We start from the raw sequence: 15999 nt of genomic DNA on the forward strand, positions 1-15999 counted from the left end.
ACCGACTGATCCGGACGACAGCCCTTAGCGGCGCGCCCCGTCGAGCGGTGCCGGATGGCCGGCCGGCCGCCGCTCGTGCCAGCGCAGATCGTCCTGGAGCTGGGCGGCCAGCGAGATCAGCCGCGGCTCGCCGTGGGCCGGGCCGAGCAGCTGGGCGCCCAGCGGCAGGCCGCCGGCGCTGAATCCGGCGGGGACGCTCACGCCCGGCCAGCCGAGGACGTTCCACGGCCAGGCGTACGGACAGGCGGCGATCATGGCCTGATCCGTACGCCAGCCGCTGAGCTTGGCGAGGGTGCCGATCCGCGGCGGCGGGGTGGCGGTGGTCGGGGTCAGCAGGACGTCATAGGGGCCGAACAGCGCGCCGATCCGGCGCTGTTGACGCCTCTCGACGGCCCGCGCCCGGCGCAGTACCGGCCCGCCGAGCAGCCGTCCCATCCGCGCCGCCTCCCGGGTACGGCGGTCCAGGAGGGAGGGGTCGGGGACCCGGGCCGCCCACTCCCCCACCCCGGCCGTGGCGCGCGGGACGAAGGCCAGTCCGACCAGTCCGTAGTCCGGCTCCGCCTCCTCCACGAAGTGCCCCAGCCGGACCAGCGTGCGGGCCACGCCCGTCACCGCTTCCCGGACATCGGGGTGCAGCGGCTTGGGGGTGAAGGTGAAGGCGGCCTTCCACGACAGCGCGATCCGCAGCCGGCCCGGGTCGCGGCGGGCCGCCTCGCTAGCCGCGATGGCGGGCGGCCGGTGCAGATCGCCGTCGTGGTTGCCGCTGGCCACGTCCAGCAGCAGCGCCGCGTCCTCGACCGTACGGGCCAGCGGTCCGATACCGGTGATGCCCTGGAAGGACTCCGGGTCCGGCCAGGTGGAGATGCGGCCGCGCTGGGGCTTGATGCCGACGAGATGGGACCAGGCGGCGGGGATCCGGACCGAACCGGCGCCGTCGGTGCCGAGCGCGGCGGGTACCAGCCCGGCCGCGACCGCGGCGGCCGAACCGCCGGAGGAGCCGCCCGGAGTGTGGGCGAGGTTCCAGGGGTTGCAGGTGTTGCCGAAGGCCGGCCCCTCGGTGAACGGCCACTGCCCCAGTTCGCAGGCGTTGGTCTTGCCGACGATGATCGCCCCGGCCGCGCGCAGCCGCCGGACGACCTCGGCATCGCGCTCCTTGGGCGGGAACTCGCCGGCGCAGCCGAACGCGGTGGGCTCGCCCGCCACATCGGTGTCGTCCTTGACCGCGACCGGCACCCCGAGCAACGGCAGCCGCTCGCCGTGCGCCAGCCTGCGGTCGGCCTGTGCGGCCTCCGCCATCGCCGCCTCGGCCCGTACCCGCCGGAAGGCGTTGACGCCGGCCTGGGTGGCCTCGATGCGTTCCAGCGACCGCCGTACCAGTGCGGTCGAGGTCACCCGCCCCTCGGCCAGCGCCCGCGCCTGCTCGGCGAGGCCTTCCCACTCCCCGGCCTCGGCACCGATGTGCCGGGCCGGGGCCGGACCGGTCCCGCTGTCCTGACTCTCGTCAACACTCACGCTGCGTGCCCTCCCTGGAACCGCTCATTCGAACGAACGGTCCCAGGAGGCTAATCGTCACGGCGAGGGCCATCAACGATGCCGCGCGGTGCGCCACATCGACGACACACGGACGGCACACAGCGGCCCGCCGCGTTCCGGCGGTGTGACGCCCGCCCGGTCACACACCAGGGGCGCGACGGGCGGTGCACACGGTGACGACGGGACACGCGGTGCGCGCCGTTACGACGGGTGGACGACCCTGGCCGAGCCGCCGCCGCGCCGTACCTTCTCCGCCGCGGCCAGCCAGCGGCCGTCCGGCAGCCGCTGGACGCCGGTCGCCGCGCCGATCTCCGGGTTCTGCTTGAACGCATGTCCGATCGCCTCGAGTTGCCCGCGGACCGGGCTGTTCCACAGGGCGGGTTCGAGTTCGGTGGTCGCCGCGTTGCGCTGGCTGGCGCGCGGCGCGGCGATGGCGTCGACCAGCGGCATTTTGCGGTCGAGGTGGTTGACCAGGGTCTGCAGCACGGTCGTGATGATGGTCGCGCCGCCGGGCGAACCGAGCGCCACCACCGGCCGGCCGTGGCGCAGCACGACCGTTGGTGAGAGGGACGAGCGCGGGCGCTTGCCGGGACCGGGAAGGTTGGGGTCATGAACCGCCGGATCGGCGGGCGCGAAGGAGAAGTCCGTGAGCTCGTTGTTGAGCAGGAAGCCGCGGTGCGGGACCACGATGCCGCTGCCGCCGGTCTGCTCGATGGTCAGGGTGTAGGCGACGACATTGCCCCACTTGTCGGCGACGGTCAGATGGGTGGTGTTCTCCCCCTCGTACGTCGTCGGAGCAGCCTTGCCGCCGGTGGCGCAGCGCCGCGGGTGGCGGGGGTCGCCGGGTGCGAGGGGGCTGGTCAGCGCCTTGTCGTCGTGGATCAGGCAGGCGCGGGAGTCGGCGAAGCGCTGGGAGGTGAGGGCCTTGGCCGGCACGTCCTCCTGAGACGGGTCGCCGACCCAGCGGCCGCGGTCGGCGAAGGCGATCCGGCTCGCCTCCAGGTACCGGTGGAGGTACTGCTTCTCGCTCAGCCGGGAGACGTCGCTCCGTTCCAGGATGTTGAGCGCCTCGGCGATGGTGGTGCCGCCCGAGGAGGACGGCCCGATGCCGTAGACGTCGAGGCCCCGGTAGCGGGTGTGGGCCGGCGCCTGGCCGAGCGCCCGGTAGGCACGCAGATCGGCTGCGGTCAGCTTGCCGGGCCGCACCGTGCGGCCGGCTCCGGAGCGCACCGGTGGCTTGCCGACGGTACGGACGATGTCCCGGCCCAGTGCGCCGTCGTAGAGCGCCCGTACGCCCTTCGCCGCCAACTCCCCGTAGGTACGCGCCAGATCGGGGTTCTTGAACGTCGATCCGACCGCCGGCAGCTTGCCGCCGGGCAGGAAGAGGGCGGCGGTCGCGGGGAAGTCCTTGAAGCGCGCCTCGTTGTCCGCGGTCTGCTGCCGGAAGGTCGCATCGACGGTGAAGCCGTCCGCGGCCAGCTGCCGGGCGGGCCGCAGCACCTGCCCCAGCGACCGGCTGCCCCAGGCGCGCAGGGCGGTGTCCCAGGTGGCGGGGGTCCCCGGGGTGCCGACGCTCAGGCCGCTGGTGACCGCGTCGGCGAACGGGATCGGGGTGCCGTTCTCCAGGAAGAGGTCCCGGCCGGCGGAGCGCGGTGCGGTCTCCCGGCCGTCGAGGGTGCGTACGGTCCGGGTCCTGGCGTCGTAGGAGACGAAGTAGCCGCCGCCACCGATGCCCGAGGAGTAGGGCTCGGTGACGCCGAGGGCGGCGGCGGTGGCGACCGCCGCGTCCACGGCGTTGCCGCCCTGTTCGAGCACCGAAATACCGGCGGCCGAGGCGTCCGCGTCGACGCTGGAGACGGCGCCGCCGGAGCCGACGGCGACCGGCGTCTTCTCCGGTGCGGCGGTGGGGGCGCGGTCCTGGGCCGCGGGAGCCGGCCGGGCGGGGACGGCGGGTGCGGCGGGTGGTGCGGCGGGCGCGGCGGCGGCCGGGACCGCCACCAGGGAGCCGGCCAGCGCTGCGGCCGCTCCCAGGACGGTGAGGCGTCGGGCTCTGCTCATACCGGATATTCCTCCTGAGCGTGCGCACGGGGGGGGCGGCAGGGGCCGGAGCCTACTCGGCCCAACAGCCCGCGGACAGAGGGCTTTTCGCCTGCCGCCGCCCTGATGACGGCGGGCATCGGCTGCCCCCTTTTCCGTACGGAACAGGTGGGAACAGGTGGGAACAGGTAGCCCGGTACGGACCGGGGCAAGCCGCCCCGGGCGCCCGCCCCGCCCTCGAACACCCACCCGGTGAGCCGCTACGCTCCCCGGCCATGGACGACACCCTGCTGCTCCTGACCGTGGCGGCCGTGGCCCTGATCGTGGGCCTGGCGGCCGGCTGGGCCGTGCACGCGGCGACGGTCCGGCGGAAGCTGACCCGCGAACAGGGCTTCTTCGGGTTGCCGGACGGTTCGGAGTGCGTACTGGTCACCCACCGGGACAGCTCCTCGGCGCACTGGAGCATCCCCCGCCATGACGCGCTGGCGCTGCTCGGGCTGGCGGCGGTGATCGAGAACTGTGGTGCGCACCCCGAGGTGGCCCCGCACGACACCGGCCTGCAGGGCTTCGGGGCGCGCACCGAGTTCTGTGTCGGTGACCCGACCGCGCACCGGCGGCTGGCGGCCCATCTGGCCAATCTGCTGCCGGGTGTCACGGTGCACCCGGGCGACGAGTCCGGCGCGGGCCGCGGCACCTTCACGATCGGCGGCACGGCGTACCGGATGGAGCCCGGCGCGGTCGAATACGTCCTGCTGGCGCGGCTGACCGCAGGGGAGGGCGGCGACCGCCCGGTGTTCCTGGCGGCCGGCCAGCGGCCGGTCACCCACCGGGCCGCGGTCCGCCATCTGGTCCGCAACCGGGCCCGGCTGGCCCGTAAGCACGGCGCCGACGGCCAGTTCTGCCTGCTGCTGAAGGTGGTCAACTCGCAGGCGTACGGGCCCGATGTCGTCGAGCTGGTCGCCGATGTCACCAAGGCCGCGCTCACGGCGGCGGAACCGAAGGGCCACCGGGCGGCGGCCTGAGACCGGCAGAGCGACAGCCCGGCGGCCGGTCTCGGGCACGCCGGTCTCGGGCGGGCTGGTGGCGGGCGGGCCGGCCTCGGGCAGGCCGGCCTCGGGCAGGCCGGCCTCGGGCAGGCCGGCCTCGGGCAGGCCGGCCTCGGGCAGGCCGATCGTCCGTCCGCCGTTCCAGCGCACCGACGGGCAGCCACCCCGCCCTTCTGCCAAGCTCAAAGGCATGATCGCCGGCCTCCGCTCATCCGCGCTGCACTGGACCGGTGTGCTGCCGGTGCTGGCGGTGGTGCTGCTGGCCCTGACCTGGGGGCGCTCGCTGCCGGTCGCCCTGGTGGTGCTGGTGTCGTGCTTTCTGGCCGGGGCGGTGCTGGCCGCGGTGCATCACGCGGAGGTGATCGCGCACCGGGTGGGAGAGCCGTTCGGGTCACTGGTCCTGGCGGTCGCGGTGACCATCATCGAGGTGGCGCTGATCGTCACGCTGATGGCCGACGGCGGCGCCAAGAGCGCCACGCTGGCCCGGGACACCGTCTTCGCGGCGGTGATGATCACCTGTAACGGCATCGTGGGGCTGTCCTTGCTGGTCGGCTCGCTCCGGCGCAAGGTGGCCGTCTTCAACGCCGAGGGCACCGGCGCGGCGCTGGCGACGGTCGCCACGGTGGCGGGTCTGAGCCTGGTCCTGCCGACGTTCACCACCAGCACACCGGGGCCGCGGTTCTCCACCCCCCAGCTGGTCTTCGCCGCCGTGGCCGCGCTGGTCCTCTACAGCCTGTTCGTGACCACCCAGACCATCCGGCACCGGGACTACTTCCTTCCGGTGACCACGTCCGGCGAGGTGATTCACGGCGAGGACCATGCGGACCCGCCCTCGGCACGGGCCGCGCTGACCAGCCTCGGGCTGCTGGCGCTGGCCCTGATCGCGGTGGTCGGCCTGGCCAAGGCGGTGTCACCGGCCATCGAGTCCGGTGTGGCCGCGGCCGGGCTGCCCGCGTCCGTGGTGGGCATTGTGATCGCGCTGCTGGTCCTGCTGCCGGAGAGCATCGCGGCGGTCCGCGCGGCGCACCGCGACCGGGTGCAGACGAGCCTGAACCTGGGCCTCGGCTCGGCGATGGCCAGCATCGGCCTGACCATCCCGGCCGTCGCACTGGCCACCGTCTGGCTGCCGGTCCCGCTGTCCCTGGGCCTGGGCGCCGGCCATCTGGTGCTGCTCGCCCTGACCGTGATCGTCGGCACCCTGACCGTGATCCCCGGCCGTGCCACCCCGCTGCAGGGCGGCGTCCACCTGACCCTGCTGGCCGCATACATCGTGCTGGCGGTCAGCCCGTAGCGCGAGGGCACCGGCCGGGCGGGGCCTGTCCGGCCCGCCCCACGGGGGGCCCTAGCCGGCCCCTGTTGTCGCGCCCCTCCCCGACGGGAGCCGGTAGGGCACGCTGACCACCGTCACCCCCGGCGTGAACAGCAGCCGCGCCTTGAGCCGCAGTGCGCTCTGGTTGTGCAGCGGCTGTTCCCACCAGCGCCCGACGAGGTATTCGGGGATGACGACCGTGACGGCGCCGCCCGGGTGCCGTGCGCTGACGCCCAGGACGTAGTCGATCACCGGCCGGGTGAAGTCGCGGTAGGGGGCGCTGAGCACCTGCAGGGGGACGTCGATGTCATGGGCGTCCCACTGCTCACGCAGCCCCCGCACATCGGCGGGATCGATCGCGACGATCAGCGCGTCCAGCGTGGTGGGGCGCATCGCACGGGCATAGCCGAGGGCCTTGAGCGTGGGCGCGTTCAACGCGCTGACCAGCACCAGGACATGGTTTCCGGCCGGCTCCCAGGGCCGCGCGTCCGGGGCGATGGCCACCTCCCGCGCCACCCGCGCGTAGTGCTGGTGCACCGCGCGCATCCCCATGAAGAGCAGCGGCATGGCGATCACCACGATCCATGCGCCGTGCGTGAACTTGGTGATCAGGACGACGACCAGGACCACTCCGGTGAGTACCGCGCCGACCGCGTTGATCGCCTGGGAGCGCCGGTGCCGGACCCGTTCCCTGGCCGGCAGCCCGCGTTCGGCGAGTACGGTCCGCCAGTGCCTGACCATGCCGGTCTGGGAGAGCGTGAAGGAGACGAAGACGCCGATGATGTAGAGCTGGATGAGGTGGGTGAGCTCCGCCTTGAACAGGATGATCAGCCCGATGGCCGCCAGCGCGAGCAGGATGATGCCGTTGGAGAACACCAGCCGGTCACCGCGGTTGTGCAGCTGCCGGGGGACGTAGCGGTCCTCGGCGAGGATCGACGCGAGCATCGGGAAGCCGTTGAAGGCGGTGTTGGCGGCGAGGATCAGCACCCCGGCCGTGAACGCCTGCAGCAGATAGAAGAGCACGGTGACCTCGCCGAAGGTGGCACGGGCGATCTGGGCGAGGGCGGTGGAGGTCGGGGTGTTCGGCGGCAGCCCCAGTTCGGTGGGCTCCACCGCGACATGCACGTCGTAGAGCATGGCCAGGGCCGTGATCCCGGTGAACATGGTGACGGAGAAGAACCCCATGATCAGCAGCGTGGTGGCGGCGTTGCGGCTCTTCGGCCTGCGGAAGGCGGGCACCCCGTTGCTGATCGCCTCGACACCGGTCAGGGCGGTGCAGCCGGAGGCGAAGGCCCGCATTCCCAGCAGAACCAGCGCCAGGCCCGTGTAGTGCGAGACGGCGTGCAGCGGCAGCCCGGCGGATTCGGCGCGAGGGGTCGCGCCGGCGGCGATCCGCACGGCGGCGAACACGAACATCAGGTAGATGAAGAAGACGAACCCGTAGGTGGGAACGGCGAAGACCCGCCCCGATTCGCGGACCCCGCGCAGGTTCATCATCGCGAGCAGCGCCACGAAGCCGACGGACAGCGCCAGGTCATGGCCGCCGAGCGACGGAATCGCGGAGGTGATCGCGGCGACGCCGGAGACCACGGACACCGCCACGGTGAGCACATAGTCCACGAGCAGCGCACTGGCGGCGGTGAGCGCCGCGTTCCGCCCGAGATTCTGCGCGCTGACGATGTAGGCCCCGCCGCCCCCGGGGTACGCGTAACAGGTCTGCCGGTAGGAGGCCACCACGACGACCAGCACGAGCACGATGGCGGCCGCGGCGTACCAGGTCAGATGGAGCAGAGCGACCCCACCGAGGCCGACGACCAGCAGGATCTCCTCGGTGGCGTAGGCGACCGAGGACAGCGGGTCGCTGCAGAAGATCGGCAGCGCCAGTCGCTTCGGCAGCAGCGTCTCGCCGAGCCGCGCACTGTCCAGCGGGCGGCCCACCATCATCCGCTTCGGCCTGAAGAATGGACTCATAGGCGGACAAACTATGGGCCGCCCGTCGGGGGCGGAGGGAGGCTCGCGGAGCCGCCGCGCCGCACGGCCGCGGACCGGCGGCCCCCTCCCCCGGGCAGTCCCGCAGGCCCCTTCCGCGTGCACTCCGTGCGAGCCGATCGGGTGCGGAACACGGCCTGGCCGGTGTCGTTCCCGGTGCCGCCGCGGACCGCATGAGAGCACGTGGAGGATGGCATCCGATCAGCGCGCGAAGACGCGGCGGAGGTTCGTACAGGCCGCGGTCGTGGCCGGGGTGCTCTCCGCCGGCCGCGCTCTGCTCCCGGCCGGCAGCGGCGCTCCGGAGACCGGCGGGCCGCCACGGGCCCGGCCCCGGCCGCCCGCCCCGCACACCGTGCCGACCGGGCCCGTCCCGGGCGGCGGTCCGGCCGGCGCGACGCCCGACCCGCATGCGTACCGGCTCCGCCCGATGGCCGGCGAGACCTCCCGGTCAGGGCCGGGCGCCTCGCCGCCGCACCCCGAGGTCGCCTTCCACCTCTCCACCGACCGCCGCGAGGTCTTCCTCACCTTCGACGACGGCCCCCACCCCTTCCACACCCCGCATGTCCTGCGGATTCTGCGCCGGCACGGCGTCCGGGCCACGTTCTTCGTCATCGGCGAGAACGCCGTCGAATTCCCGGAGCTGCTGTGCGACATCGCCGACGAGGGCCATGCCGTCGGCAATCACACCTGGACGCATCCGCAGCTGACCGCGCTGCCGCCGGGCGCCGTCCGCAGCGAACTCGGCCGCACCAGCAGTCTGATCGAGGACATTCTCGGCACCGCCCCCGACCTGGCCCGCGCCCCGTACGGCGAGTGGGACGACCCCGCCCTGAGCATCTGCAACGAGCTGGGCATGTCCCCCGTCGGCTGGGCGATCGACTCACAGGACTGGACCCACCCCGGGGCCCGGACCATCGCCCACACCGTCCTGGACGCGATACACCCCGGCGCGATCGTCCTGTCGCACGACGGGGGCGGCGACCGCCGGCAGACCGTCGCGGCCCTGGAGTGGTATCTGCCACGCCTGCTGGACGAGGGGTACCGTCCGATCCGCATCAAGCCCTGAGGGCGCGGGCCCCGGGGGCGGTGACCGGGACGGCCGGCATCGGGAGGGAGGCCGGCGACGGAAGGCGCCGGGAGGGGAGAGACCGGCGGCAGCAGGCATCGGAGGGGAGAGGCCGACGGCGGAAGGCGTCGGGTGAGAGCGGTCACCCGATGCCCCGGAAACTCACCCTATGGTTTATCGTTCAATTGGAAGCGGGTGCCGGCACGTCGGCGTCCGAGGGCCCTCCCCCAGGGAAGCCGGCCCGCCGCCGCACGGCAGCAGGCCCCCAGGCCACCGCCGTCACCGCCCCCGCCCCCACAGCCGCCCCGGCCGAATTCCCCCGTTCGGCCGGGGCTTCCCCTTTGTCCCGTCTTCTTGCCCCGTCGTGTTGCCTCGTCGTCCCGTTTTGTCCCGTCATCCCGTTGTCCCGATGGGGAGGCGGAGCTCAGCGCAGGTACGACGCCCCGTTGACGTCGAGCACCGTCCCGGAGGTCCAGACCGCCTCCGGTGAAGCGAGATAGTGGACGGCGGACGCCACCTCCTGGGGTGTGGCGACCCGGCCGAACGGGCTCTGCTCCCGTACCTCCTCCGTGAGGCGGTCCGCGACCCGCTCGGTCGCCACGAAACCAGGGGCCACGGACGCCACGCCGATCCCGTACGGCGCCAGATGGACCGCCAGCGACTGCCCCATCGCGTGCAGCGCCGCCTTGGACGCGCCGTACGCCGGATGATCCGGCTCACCGCGGAACGCCCCACGCGACCCGATACTGACGATCCGTCCCTCCACCTCCCGTTCGATCATGCTCCGCGCCGCGTGGTAGGTGACGTCCGCCGCCCCCAGCAGGTTCACGTCCACGATCTGCCGCCAGGCACTCCGCCAGTCGTCGAACGACGTACGGTCCAGTGGATGCGCCCGGTTCGCGGCCGCGTTGTTGACGAGCACATCGACGCCGCCCAGCCCGTCCACGGCCGCCTCGACGATCGCCGCCGCCCCCTCCGGCGTGCTCACATCCCCCTGCACCAGCACATGCCCGCTCCCCGCCAGACCCTCGAACGTCTCCTGCGCCGCCGCCCGCCGCGACGCGTAATGCAGGGCGACCCGGTCCCCGTGCGCGGCGAAGATCTCCGCAACCGCCCGGCCGATCCCCCGCGAAGCACCGGTCACCAGCACCGCCCGGCTCATCGGCCCCCCTCCGCTCCGGCGCGCGGACGGCACACACCGACACCACCGCTACGGGACAACGACCGCTCGGCAAACGACCAGGGATGGTTCATCAACAACAGCTCGATCCTTAGCTTGTGCCATGTCACTGACGTGCGTAGGGAATCGTAGGGAGCCGCACCGGCCACAGGCACTGCCACCCGGCCGGACGACCAGTCCCCCTCTCGGCCGGACGACCACGCCTCCTCAGCCGGACGCCCCACAGGAAGTGCCGGGCATAGAGTCCGCTGATGCCCTTCAACCACAGTGACCACTACCACCGGCTGCTGTTACGACACCTGCCGAAGACCTGCCGCACGGCGCTCGATGTGGGCTGCGGGACCGGCCGGTTCGCCCGCCGGCTGGCCGGGCGGGGAATCGACGTCCATGCGGTGGACCCGTCGGCCAAGGCCCTTGCGCACGCCCGCGCCCGCGCCGGCGCCGGCGCCGGCGCCGGCGCCGGCGCCGGAGAGACGGCGGACGGCTCCCCGCCACCCCGCTTCGAGCACGCGGATGTCACCCGGCTCCAACTCCGCTCCGGGCACTACGAGTTCATCTCCTGCCTGGCGTCCCTCCACCACATGCCCTTCGAGACCGTCACCGCACTGCGCAAGGCGCTGGCACCGGGTGGCGTGCTGGTCGTCCTGGGCTGTTACCCCGAGAAGTCGGCGGCCGACTGGGCCTGGAGCCTGGCGGCCGTACCGGTGAACGCGGTGGCGCGCCTGGCCGTCGCCGTCGCGGAGGGACGCCGTCCGGCCGGCACCGCTCCCGTACAGGCCCCCGTCGCGCCGCCGGAGGTGCCGCTGTCCCGGATTCGCCGGGACGCCGCAGTGCTGCTGCCCGGGTGCCGCATCCGCCGACTGCTCTTCTGGCGCTACCTGCTGGTGTTCCGCGCGGACGGGCTCCCGTCGGCCGGGTGACGGGGACAGGGGGACGAGGGGAGGGGGACAGGGACGGGCTGCTCGCCGCCGTCTTCGTCTTCGCCACCGTCTCCCCCACCCTGGCCGCGATGATCGGCCTCGGTGTCGGCATCGGCTACGCGCTCTTCCTGATCACCCGGCACCGGCAGAACCTCATGGACGGTGCGGACCCGGTCACCGGTGCGGGCAAGGCCGTGGCCACCAGCGGCCGGCCGGTCCTGGTGTCCGGCTGCACGGTCATCATCGCGCTGATGGGGCTCTGGGTCTCGGGCCTCTCCTTCATCGGCAAACTGGGGGTGGCGGCCGCCATCACCGTGGTCTCCGCGGTGCTCGGCGCGCTCACCCTCCGCAGGCCAGGTGGACGTGAGCGTGTTCGCCGCCTTCGTCGTCAGCGACAACGTCGTGGTGAAGATGCTGGGCCTCGGCCTGGCCGTGAGCGTGCTGATCGACGCCACCGTGGTCCGGCTGCTGCTGGTCCCCGCGGTGATGACGCTGGAGGGCGAGGAACAGCTCCCCACGGCCGGCCCGGCCTGAGCGGCTGACCGCTCGCCCGCCTGCCCGCTCGCCCGCTCGCCCGGCCGCCCGGCCGCCTGTCCGTCGGCTGCCCGGCTGCCCGGCCGACCGACTGCCCGGCCCCACCCGATCTGCGCGCGCCCCCGGATCCGACGATCATCGACATATGGCCCCGTTCGCCGAGCCCGGCTCGGCTTCGTACCCCGTGATCCGGCCGATGCTGGCCACGGTCGGCCCGTTGCCCGCCCAGCACGAGGAGGCGGCCTGGGCGTTCGAGGCCAAATGGGACGGCGCGCGCTGCATCGTCAACACTCCCGGCGACGGCACGATCCGGCTGATCACCCGGGCGGGCAACGACGCGACCACGACCTACCCGGAGCTGGGACCGCTGGGCGAGCAGCTGCGGGGCCGGTCCGCGGTGCTCGACGGCGAGGTGGTGGTGCTGGATGCGCGCGGCCGGCCGGATTTCGGGCTGCTGCAGCGCCGGATGGGCGTGGTGAACCCGCGCCGCACGGCCCGGCTCGCCATGGAGTACCCCGTACAGCTCGTCCTCTTCGACCTCATGTACCTGGACGGGTCGCTGCTCGGTTCGCCGTACTACGAACGTCGCCGGCTGCTGTCCGCGCTGCGGCTGCGCGGCCCGAACTGGTCGGCGCCCGAGTATGTGGAGGGCCATGGGCAGCAGGCCTGGGAGGCCTCGCTGCAGGGCGGCCTCGAAGGCGTGGTGGCGAAGCGGCTGACCTCCGCGTATCTGCCGGGCGTCCGGTCACCCGAGTGGCGCAAGACGAAGCATCTGCTGACCCTCGATGTGATCATCGGGGGCTGGACCGAAGGCCATGGCGGCCTGGCCGGTCTGCCCGGTGCCGTCCTGGCCGGTATCGCCGAACCCGCGGGGCTGCGGTACGTCGGCTCCGTCGGCTCGGGGCTGTCCGACCGGGAGCGCCAGGAGCTGGCGCACTACCTGGGAGTGATCCCGCTCGACCGCTCCCCGTTCATCAACCCCGTGGACACACCGGGCGCTCACTGGGCCGAGCCCCGGCTCGTCGCCGAGATCACGCTGAGCGGCTGGACCTCGGCCGGCCGGCTGCGGCATCCGGTCTGGCACCGGCTGCGACCCGATCTCACCCACCTCGGCTGAGCGCGGGGACACCGGCGCCGCGCCGGGAAGGCTCGCCCTCAGGACTCCGCGCAACGGCAGACGGAAGGAACCGGTGATGAACCGCCCCACCGACAGCACCGCAGGCAGCACCACCGACGGCACCACAGGCAGCAAGGCGAGCAGCGACACCGGCAGCCATACCGGCGGCACCACGCGCAGCGCCCCGGACGGCACCCCGCCCGCCACCACCGAAGGCAACCCGGCCTACGGCAAGAAGCCCTTCAAGCGCTCCAAGAGCCACTTCGCGGACCGCATCACGGCGGACGGCCGCGACGGCTGGCCGGTCGAGGCCGGACGCTACCGCCTGGTGGTCAGCCGCGCCTGCCCCTGGGCGAGCCGCGCCGTCATCTCCCGGCGGCTGCTCGGCCTGGAGGACGCGATCTCGCTCGCCCTCACCGACCCGATCCAGGACGACCGCAGCTGGCGCTTCACTCTGGAGCCGGACGGCCGCGACCCCGTCCTCGGCATCCGCTTCCTCAGCGAGGCCTACGACGCCCGCGAGAAGGACTACCCGGGCGGGGTCAGCGTCCCCGCCGTCGTGGACGTACCCAGCGGGCAGCTCGTCACCAACGACTACCAGCAGATCACCCTGGACTTCGCCACCCAGTGGCAGGCGCTGCACCGGCCCGGCGCACCCGATCTCTACCCCGAGCCGCTGCGCGAGGAGATCGATGTGGTCATGGCGGGCATCTACCGGGATGTCAACAACGGGGTGTACCGGGCCGGTTTCGCCACCGGGCAGAGCGATTACGAGGCCGCCTTCCACGATCTGTTCCGGCGCCTGGACCTGCTGTCCCAGCGGCTGGCCGACCGGCGCTACCTCGTGGGCGACACCCTGACGGAGGCCGACATCCGGCTGTTCACCACGCTGGTCCGCTTCGACGCCGTCTACCACGGGCACTTCAAGTGCAACCGGTTCAAGCTGGCCGAGGACCCGGTGCTGTGGGCCTACGCCAAGGACCTCTACCAGACCCCCGGCTTCGGCGACACCGTCGACTTCCACCACATCAAGCAGCACTACTACCGGGTGCACCGGGGCATCAACCCGACCGGCATCGTCCCGCTCGGCCCGGACCTCTCCGGCTGGCTGACGCCGCACCACCGCGAGGAGTTGGGCGGACGGCCGTTCGGCGACGGCACCCCGCCAGGCCCGGTACCGACGGCCGAGGAGGTCCCGCCCAGCGGCCGCCCCGACGCCGCGCCGCACAGCTTCTGAAGCGGTCCCGACCGGCTTGCGGAACGGCCCCGGCGGCCTTCCGGCTCCCGGCCGCCGGACCAGGCCCCGGCCGCCGGAGCGTGAGACCCTGAAAACAGAGAACGATCCCCCTCCCCTTGCCCCTCCGCACCACCACTCCCACCCCCTACTCCCCCCACGATCCCCACACTCCAGCGAGGAGTGAGCCCGATGAGGATGGTCCTGACGGCCCGGATACCGACCCGGACAGGCAATGAACTGATCCAGAACGGCCAGTTGTCGAAGATCATGGAGTCGGCCTTCGCCGCGCTTCGGCCGGAGGCCGCCTACTTCACCGTCGACGACGGCGAGCGCACCGCCTTCTTCTACTTCGACATGAGGGAGTCCTCGCAGATGCCGACTCTCCTCGAATCCTTCTTCATGGACCTGAACGCGAAGGTCACGCTGCGGCCGGTGATGAACGCCGCCGAATGGCGCACCGGACTCTCGGAGCTGATGAGCGGCACCTGAGCCGGGCACGCGAACCGGGCGCCCGGACCGGGGCACACCTGCACGGCCCCGCGGTGAACCACACCGGGGTGAATTGCACCGGGGTGCACCGAGGCGAATTGCACCGCGGTGAGCCCCGCGCCCCTCCCTCACTCCGACACGCTGTCCTCCGGCATCCCCCGCGCCAGCCCGGCCAGGACATCGAGCACCCCGGCCAGCGTGTCGACGGGCGGCGAGGCGAGGGCCAGGCGTACGGCGCCCGGCGCATGCCCCGGACCGACGGCGAACGCCCCGGACGGGGTGACCGCGATGCCGCGGCGGGCAGCGGCGGCCACGAAGGTATCGGCCCGCCAGGGATCCGGCAGTTCCCACCAGCAGTGATACGCCCGCGGATCGGCCCGGACCCGGAAGCCGGCGAGCCTGTCGGCAACGATCCGCTGGCGCGCGGCGGCATCGCTGCGCTTCTCCTCCTCGATGGCCGCCGCGGTGCCGTCGGCCATCCAGCGGGTGGCGGCGTCGAGCGCGAAGCGGGAGGCCGCCCAGGTTCCCGACCTGAGGGCGGTCGCGAAGTCCTGGGTGGTGCCCGTCGGCACCGTGAGGAACCCCAGCGACAGGCCGGGCGCCAGCCGCTTGGACAGACTGTCGACGACCACGGTGCGCTCCGGCGCGAGGGCCGCCAGCGGCGGCAGGTCGTTGCGGAGGAACCCGTAGATGGCGTCCTCGATGACATGGATGTCCAACTCCCGCACAGTGGCGGCGAGTTCCGCGCGGCGCGGGCCGGGCATGGTGGTGCCGAGCGGATTGTGCAGGGCCGGCTGGACGTAGACGGCGCGCAGCGGAGCGGCGGCCCGCAGCGCTTCGGGGGTCAGGCCGTGCTCGTCCATGGCGAGCGGGACGAGCGTGACGCCGAGGCGGGCCGCGATGCCCTTGACGACGGGGTAGGTGAGCGCTTCGACGCCGAGGCGTTCACCGGCCGGGACCAGTGCGGCGACCGCCGCGGCCACCGCCTGCCGGCCGTTGCCCGCGAAGAGCAGCTGCCCGGGATCGGGCGCCCAGTCGGCGCGGGCGAGGTGGGCGGCCGCGGTCCGGCGGGCCACGGCCGTGCCGGCGGCACCCACCGGGCGGAGCGCGGCGCCCAGCGCGTCGGGACGCACCAGATGCTCCAGGCTCTTGGCGAGGAGCGCGGGGTGGTGCGGCAGGACGGGGAAGTTCATCTCCAGGTCGACCCTGGCCTCGGCCGGCTCGGCCAAGGCGGGCTCGGCCGCGGGCGCGGCGGTGCGGACGAAGGTACCGCGGCCGACCTCCCCCACCGTCAGACCGCGTCGGCCCAGTTCCCGGTACACCCGGGCCGCCGTGGAGCCGGCGATGTGCCGGTTCCTGGCGAACCTGCGCAGCGGCAGCAGCCGTTCCCCGGGGCGGAGCCGGCCGGCGGCGATGTCGGCCGCGAGCTCATCGGCAATCACACGATAGTCGTCCATCGAACACTTCCCACATTGCACCGAGTACATTATTTACATTGTGCCGAGAGATTGCCCTCTATAGCATCGAGGCGTCAAGCCACAG

At 73.1% G+C, this 15999-nt stretch carries 13 protein-coding genes and 1 pseudogene; 9 read left to right on the forward strand and 5 right to left on the reverse strand.

Translation table 11 applies throughout. The features are described from left to right. Positions 1-24: 24 nt before the first annotated feature. Together D9V36_RS08970 and ggt are read right to left on the reverse strand one after the other, a co-directional pair. Positions 25-1512 (reverse strand): amidase, encoded by a 1488-nt coding sequence (locus tag D9V36_RS08970; protein ID WP_129293291.1) that lies wholly within the window; start codon positions 1510-1512, stop codon positions 25-27. Between the two features lie 222 nt (positions 1513-1734). After that, positions 1735-3591, reverse strand: coding sequence for a gamma-glutamyltransferase (gene ggt, locus D9V36_RS08975; protein WP_129293292.1), 1857 nt, complete (start codon positions 3589-3591; stop codon positions 1735-1737). A 254-nt stretch (positions 3592-3845) separates the two neighbouring features. Between ggt and D9V36_RS08980 the strand changes: the two genes are divergently transcribed. After that, positions 3846-4592 (forward strand): hypothetical protein, encoded by a 747-nt coding sequence (locus D9V36_RS08980; protein ID WP_129293293.1) that lies wholly within the window; start codon positions 3846-3848, stop codon positions 4590-4592. A gap of 214 nt (positions 4593-4806) precedes the next feature. Continuing rightward, complete coding sequence (locus D9V36_RS08990) at positions 4807-5907, forward strand: calcium:proton antiporter (RefSeq protein WP_129293294.1); 1101 nt, start codon at positions 4807-4809, stop codon at positions 5905-5907. A gap of 51 nt (positions 5908-5958) precedes the next feature. Here D9V36_RS08990 and D9V36_RS08995 read toward each other — a convergent pair whose 3' ends face one another. Beyond that, positions 5959-7896: an APC family permease gene (locus D9V36_RS08995; RefSeq protein ID WP_164992918.1), complete on the reverse strand. Its 1938-nt coding sequence runs from the start codon at positions 7894-7896 to the stop codon at positions 5959-5961. A gap of 208 nt (positions 7897-8104) precedes the next feature. Here D9V36_RS08995 and D9V36_RS09000 point away from each other — a divergent pair, with 208 nt between their 5' ends. After that, on the forward strand, positions 8105-8980 hold the full coding sequence (locus D9V36_RS09000) for a polysaccharide deacetylase family protein (protein ID WP_129293295.1): 876 nt from the start codon (positions 8105-8107) through the stop codon (positions 8978-8980). Between the two features lie 424 nt (positions 8981-9404). On the opposite strand, the gene D9V36_RS09005 is transcribed toward D9V36_RS09000, so the two are convergent. Next, the gene (locus D9V36_RS09005; RefSeq protein WP_129293296.1) at positions 9405-10142 is read right to left on the reverse strand and encodes an SDR family NAD(P)-dependent oxidoreductase; all 738 of its coding nucleotides are present in this window, start codon (positions 10140-10142) and stop codon (positions 9405-9407) included. Between the two features lie 269 nt (positions 10143-10411). Here D9V36_RS09005 and D9V36_RS09010 point away from each other — a divergent pair, with 269 nt between their 5' ends. The 6 genes and pseudogenes from D9V36_RS09010 to D9V36_RS09035 all read left to right on the forward strand — a co-directional run bounded on the left by D9V36_RS09010 (position 10412) and on the right by D9V36_RS09035 (position 14457). Then, positions 10412-11080 carry a class I SAM-dependent methyltransferase gene (locus tag D9V36_RS09010; RefSeq protein WP_129293297.1) on the forward strand — a complete coding sequence of 223 codons (669 nt, stop codon included), beginning with the start codon at positions 10412-10414 and terminating at the stop codon, positions 11078-11080. A 35-nt stretch (positions 11081-11115) separates the two neighbouring features. Next, positions 11116-11427, forward strand: a pseudogene (locus tag D9V36_RS09015) (MMPL family transporter); the annotation flags it as partial. A 16-nt stretch (positions 11428-11443) separates the two neighbouring features. Continuing rightward, the gene (locus D9V36_RS09020; protein ID WP_164992846.1) at positions 11444-11614 is read left to right on the forward strand and encodes an MMPL family transporter; all 171 of its coding nucleotides are present in this window, start codon (positions 11444-11446) and stop codon (positions 11612-11614) included. A 145-nt stretch (positions 11615-11759) separates the two neighbouring features. Next, positions 11760-12731: a non-homologous end-joining DNA ligase gene (ligD, locus tag D9V36_RS09025; RefSeq protein WP_129293299.1), complete on the forward strand. Its 972-nt coding sequence runs from the start codon at positions 11760-11762 to the stop codon at positions 12729-12731. Positions 12732-12807: 76 nt separating this feature from the next. After that, entirely contained in the window at positions 12808-13968 is a 1161-nt protein-coding gene (locus D9V36_RS09030; protein ID WP_129293300.1) for a glutathione S-transferase family protein, read from the forward strand. A 189-nt stretch (positions 13969-14157) separates the two neighbouring features. Beyond that, entirely contained in the window at positions 14158-14457 is a 300-nt protein-coding gene (locus D9V36_RS09035; protein WP_164992919.1) for a hypothetical protein, read from the forward strand. 128 nt (positions 14458-14585) lie between these two features. Here D9V36_RS09035 and D9V36_RS09040 read toward each other — a convergent pair whose 3' ends face one another. Further along, positions 14586-15914, reverse strand: a complete 1329-nt coding sequence (locus D9V36_RS09040; RefSeq protein WP_129293301.1) for a PLP-dependent aminotransferase family protein — start codon at positions 15912-15914, stop codon at positions 14586-14588. Positions 15915-15999: the final 85 nt, after the last annotated feature.

This window comes from Streptomyces lydicus, assembly GCF_004125265.1.
Taxonomy (GTDB): Bacteria; Actinomycetota; Actinomycetes; order Streptomycetales; family Streptomycetaceae; genus Streptomyces; species Streptomyces lydicus_C.

Excerpts from the sequence above, each read along its gene's own strand:
- D9V36_RS08990 (WP_129293294.1), top strand. The coding sequence starts at position 4,807 with ATGATCGCCGGCCTCCGCTCATCCGCGCTGCACTGGACCGGTGTGCTG.
- ggt (WP_129293292.1), bottom strand. The coding sequence starts at position 3,591 with ATGAGCAGAGCCCGACGCCTCACCGTCCTGGGAGCGGCCGCAGCGCTG.
- D9V36_RS09005 (WP_129293296.1), bottom strand. The coding sequence starts at position 10,142 with ATGAGCCGGGCGGTGCTGGTGACCGGTGCTTCGCGGGGGATCGGCCGG.
- D9V36_RS09000 (WP_129293295.1), top strand. The coding sequence starts at position 8,105 with ATGGCATCCGATCAGCGCGCGAAGACGCGGCGGAGGTTCGTACAGGCC.
- D9V36_RS08995 (WP_164992918.1), bottom strand. The coding sequence starts at position 7,896 with ATGAGTCCATTCTTCAGGCCGAAGCGGATGATGGTGGGCCGCCCGCTG.
- D9V36_RS09040 (WP_129293301.1), bottom strand. The coding sequence starts at position 15,914 with ATGGACGACTATCGTGTGATTGCCGATGAGCTCGCGGCCGACATCGCC.
- ligD (WP_129293299.1), top strand. The coding sequence starts at position 11,760 with ATGGCCCCGTTCGCCGAGCCCGGCTCGGCTTCGTACCCCGTGATCCGG.
- D9V36_RS09035 (WP_164992919.1), top strand. The coding sequence starts at position 14,158 with ATGAGGATGGTCCTGACGGCCCGGATACCGACCCGGACAGGCAATGAA.
- D9V36_RS09010 (WP_129293297.1), top strand. The coding sequence starts at position 10,412 with ATGCCCTTCAACCACAGTGACCACTACCACCGGCTGCTGTTACGACAC.
- D9V36_RS08980 (WP_129293293.1), top strand. The coding sequence starts at position 3,846 with ATGGACGACACCCTGCTGCTCCTGACCGTGGCGGCCGTGGCCCTGATC.
- D9V36_RS09030 (WP_129293300.1), top strand. The coding sequence starts at position 12,808 with ATGAACCGCCCCACCGACAGCACCGCAGGCAGCACCACCGACGGCACC.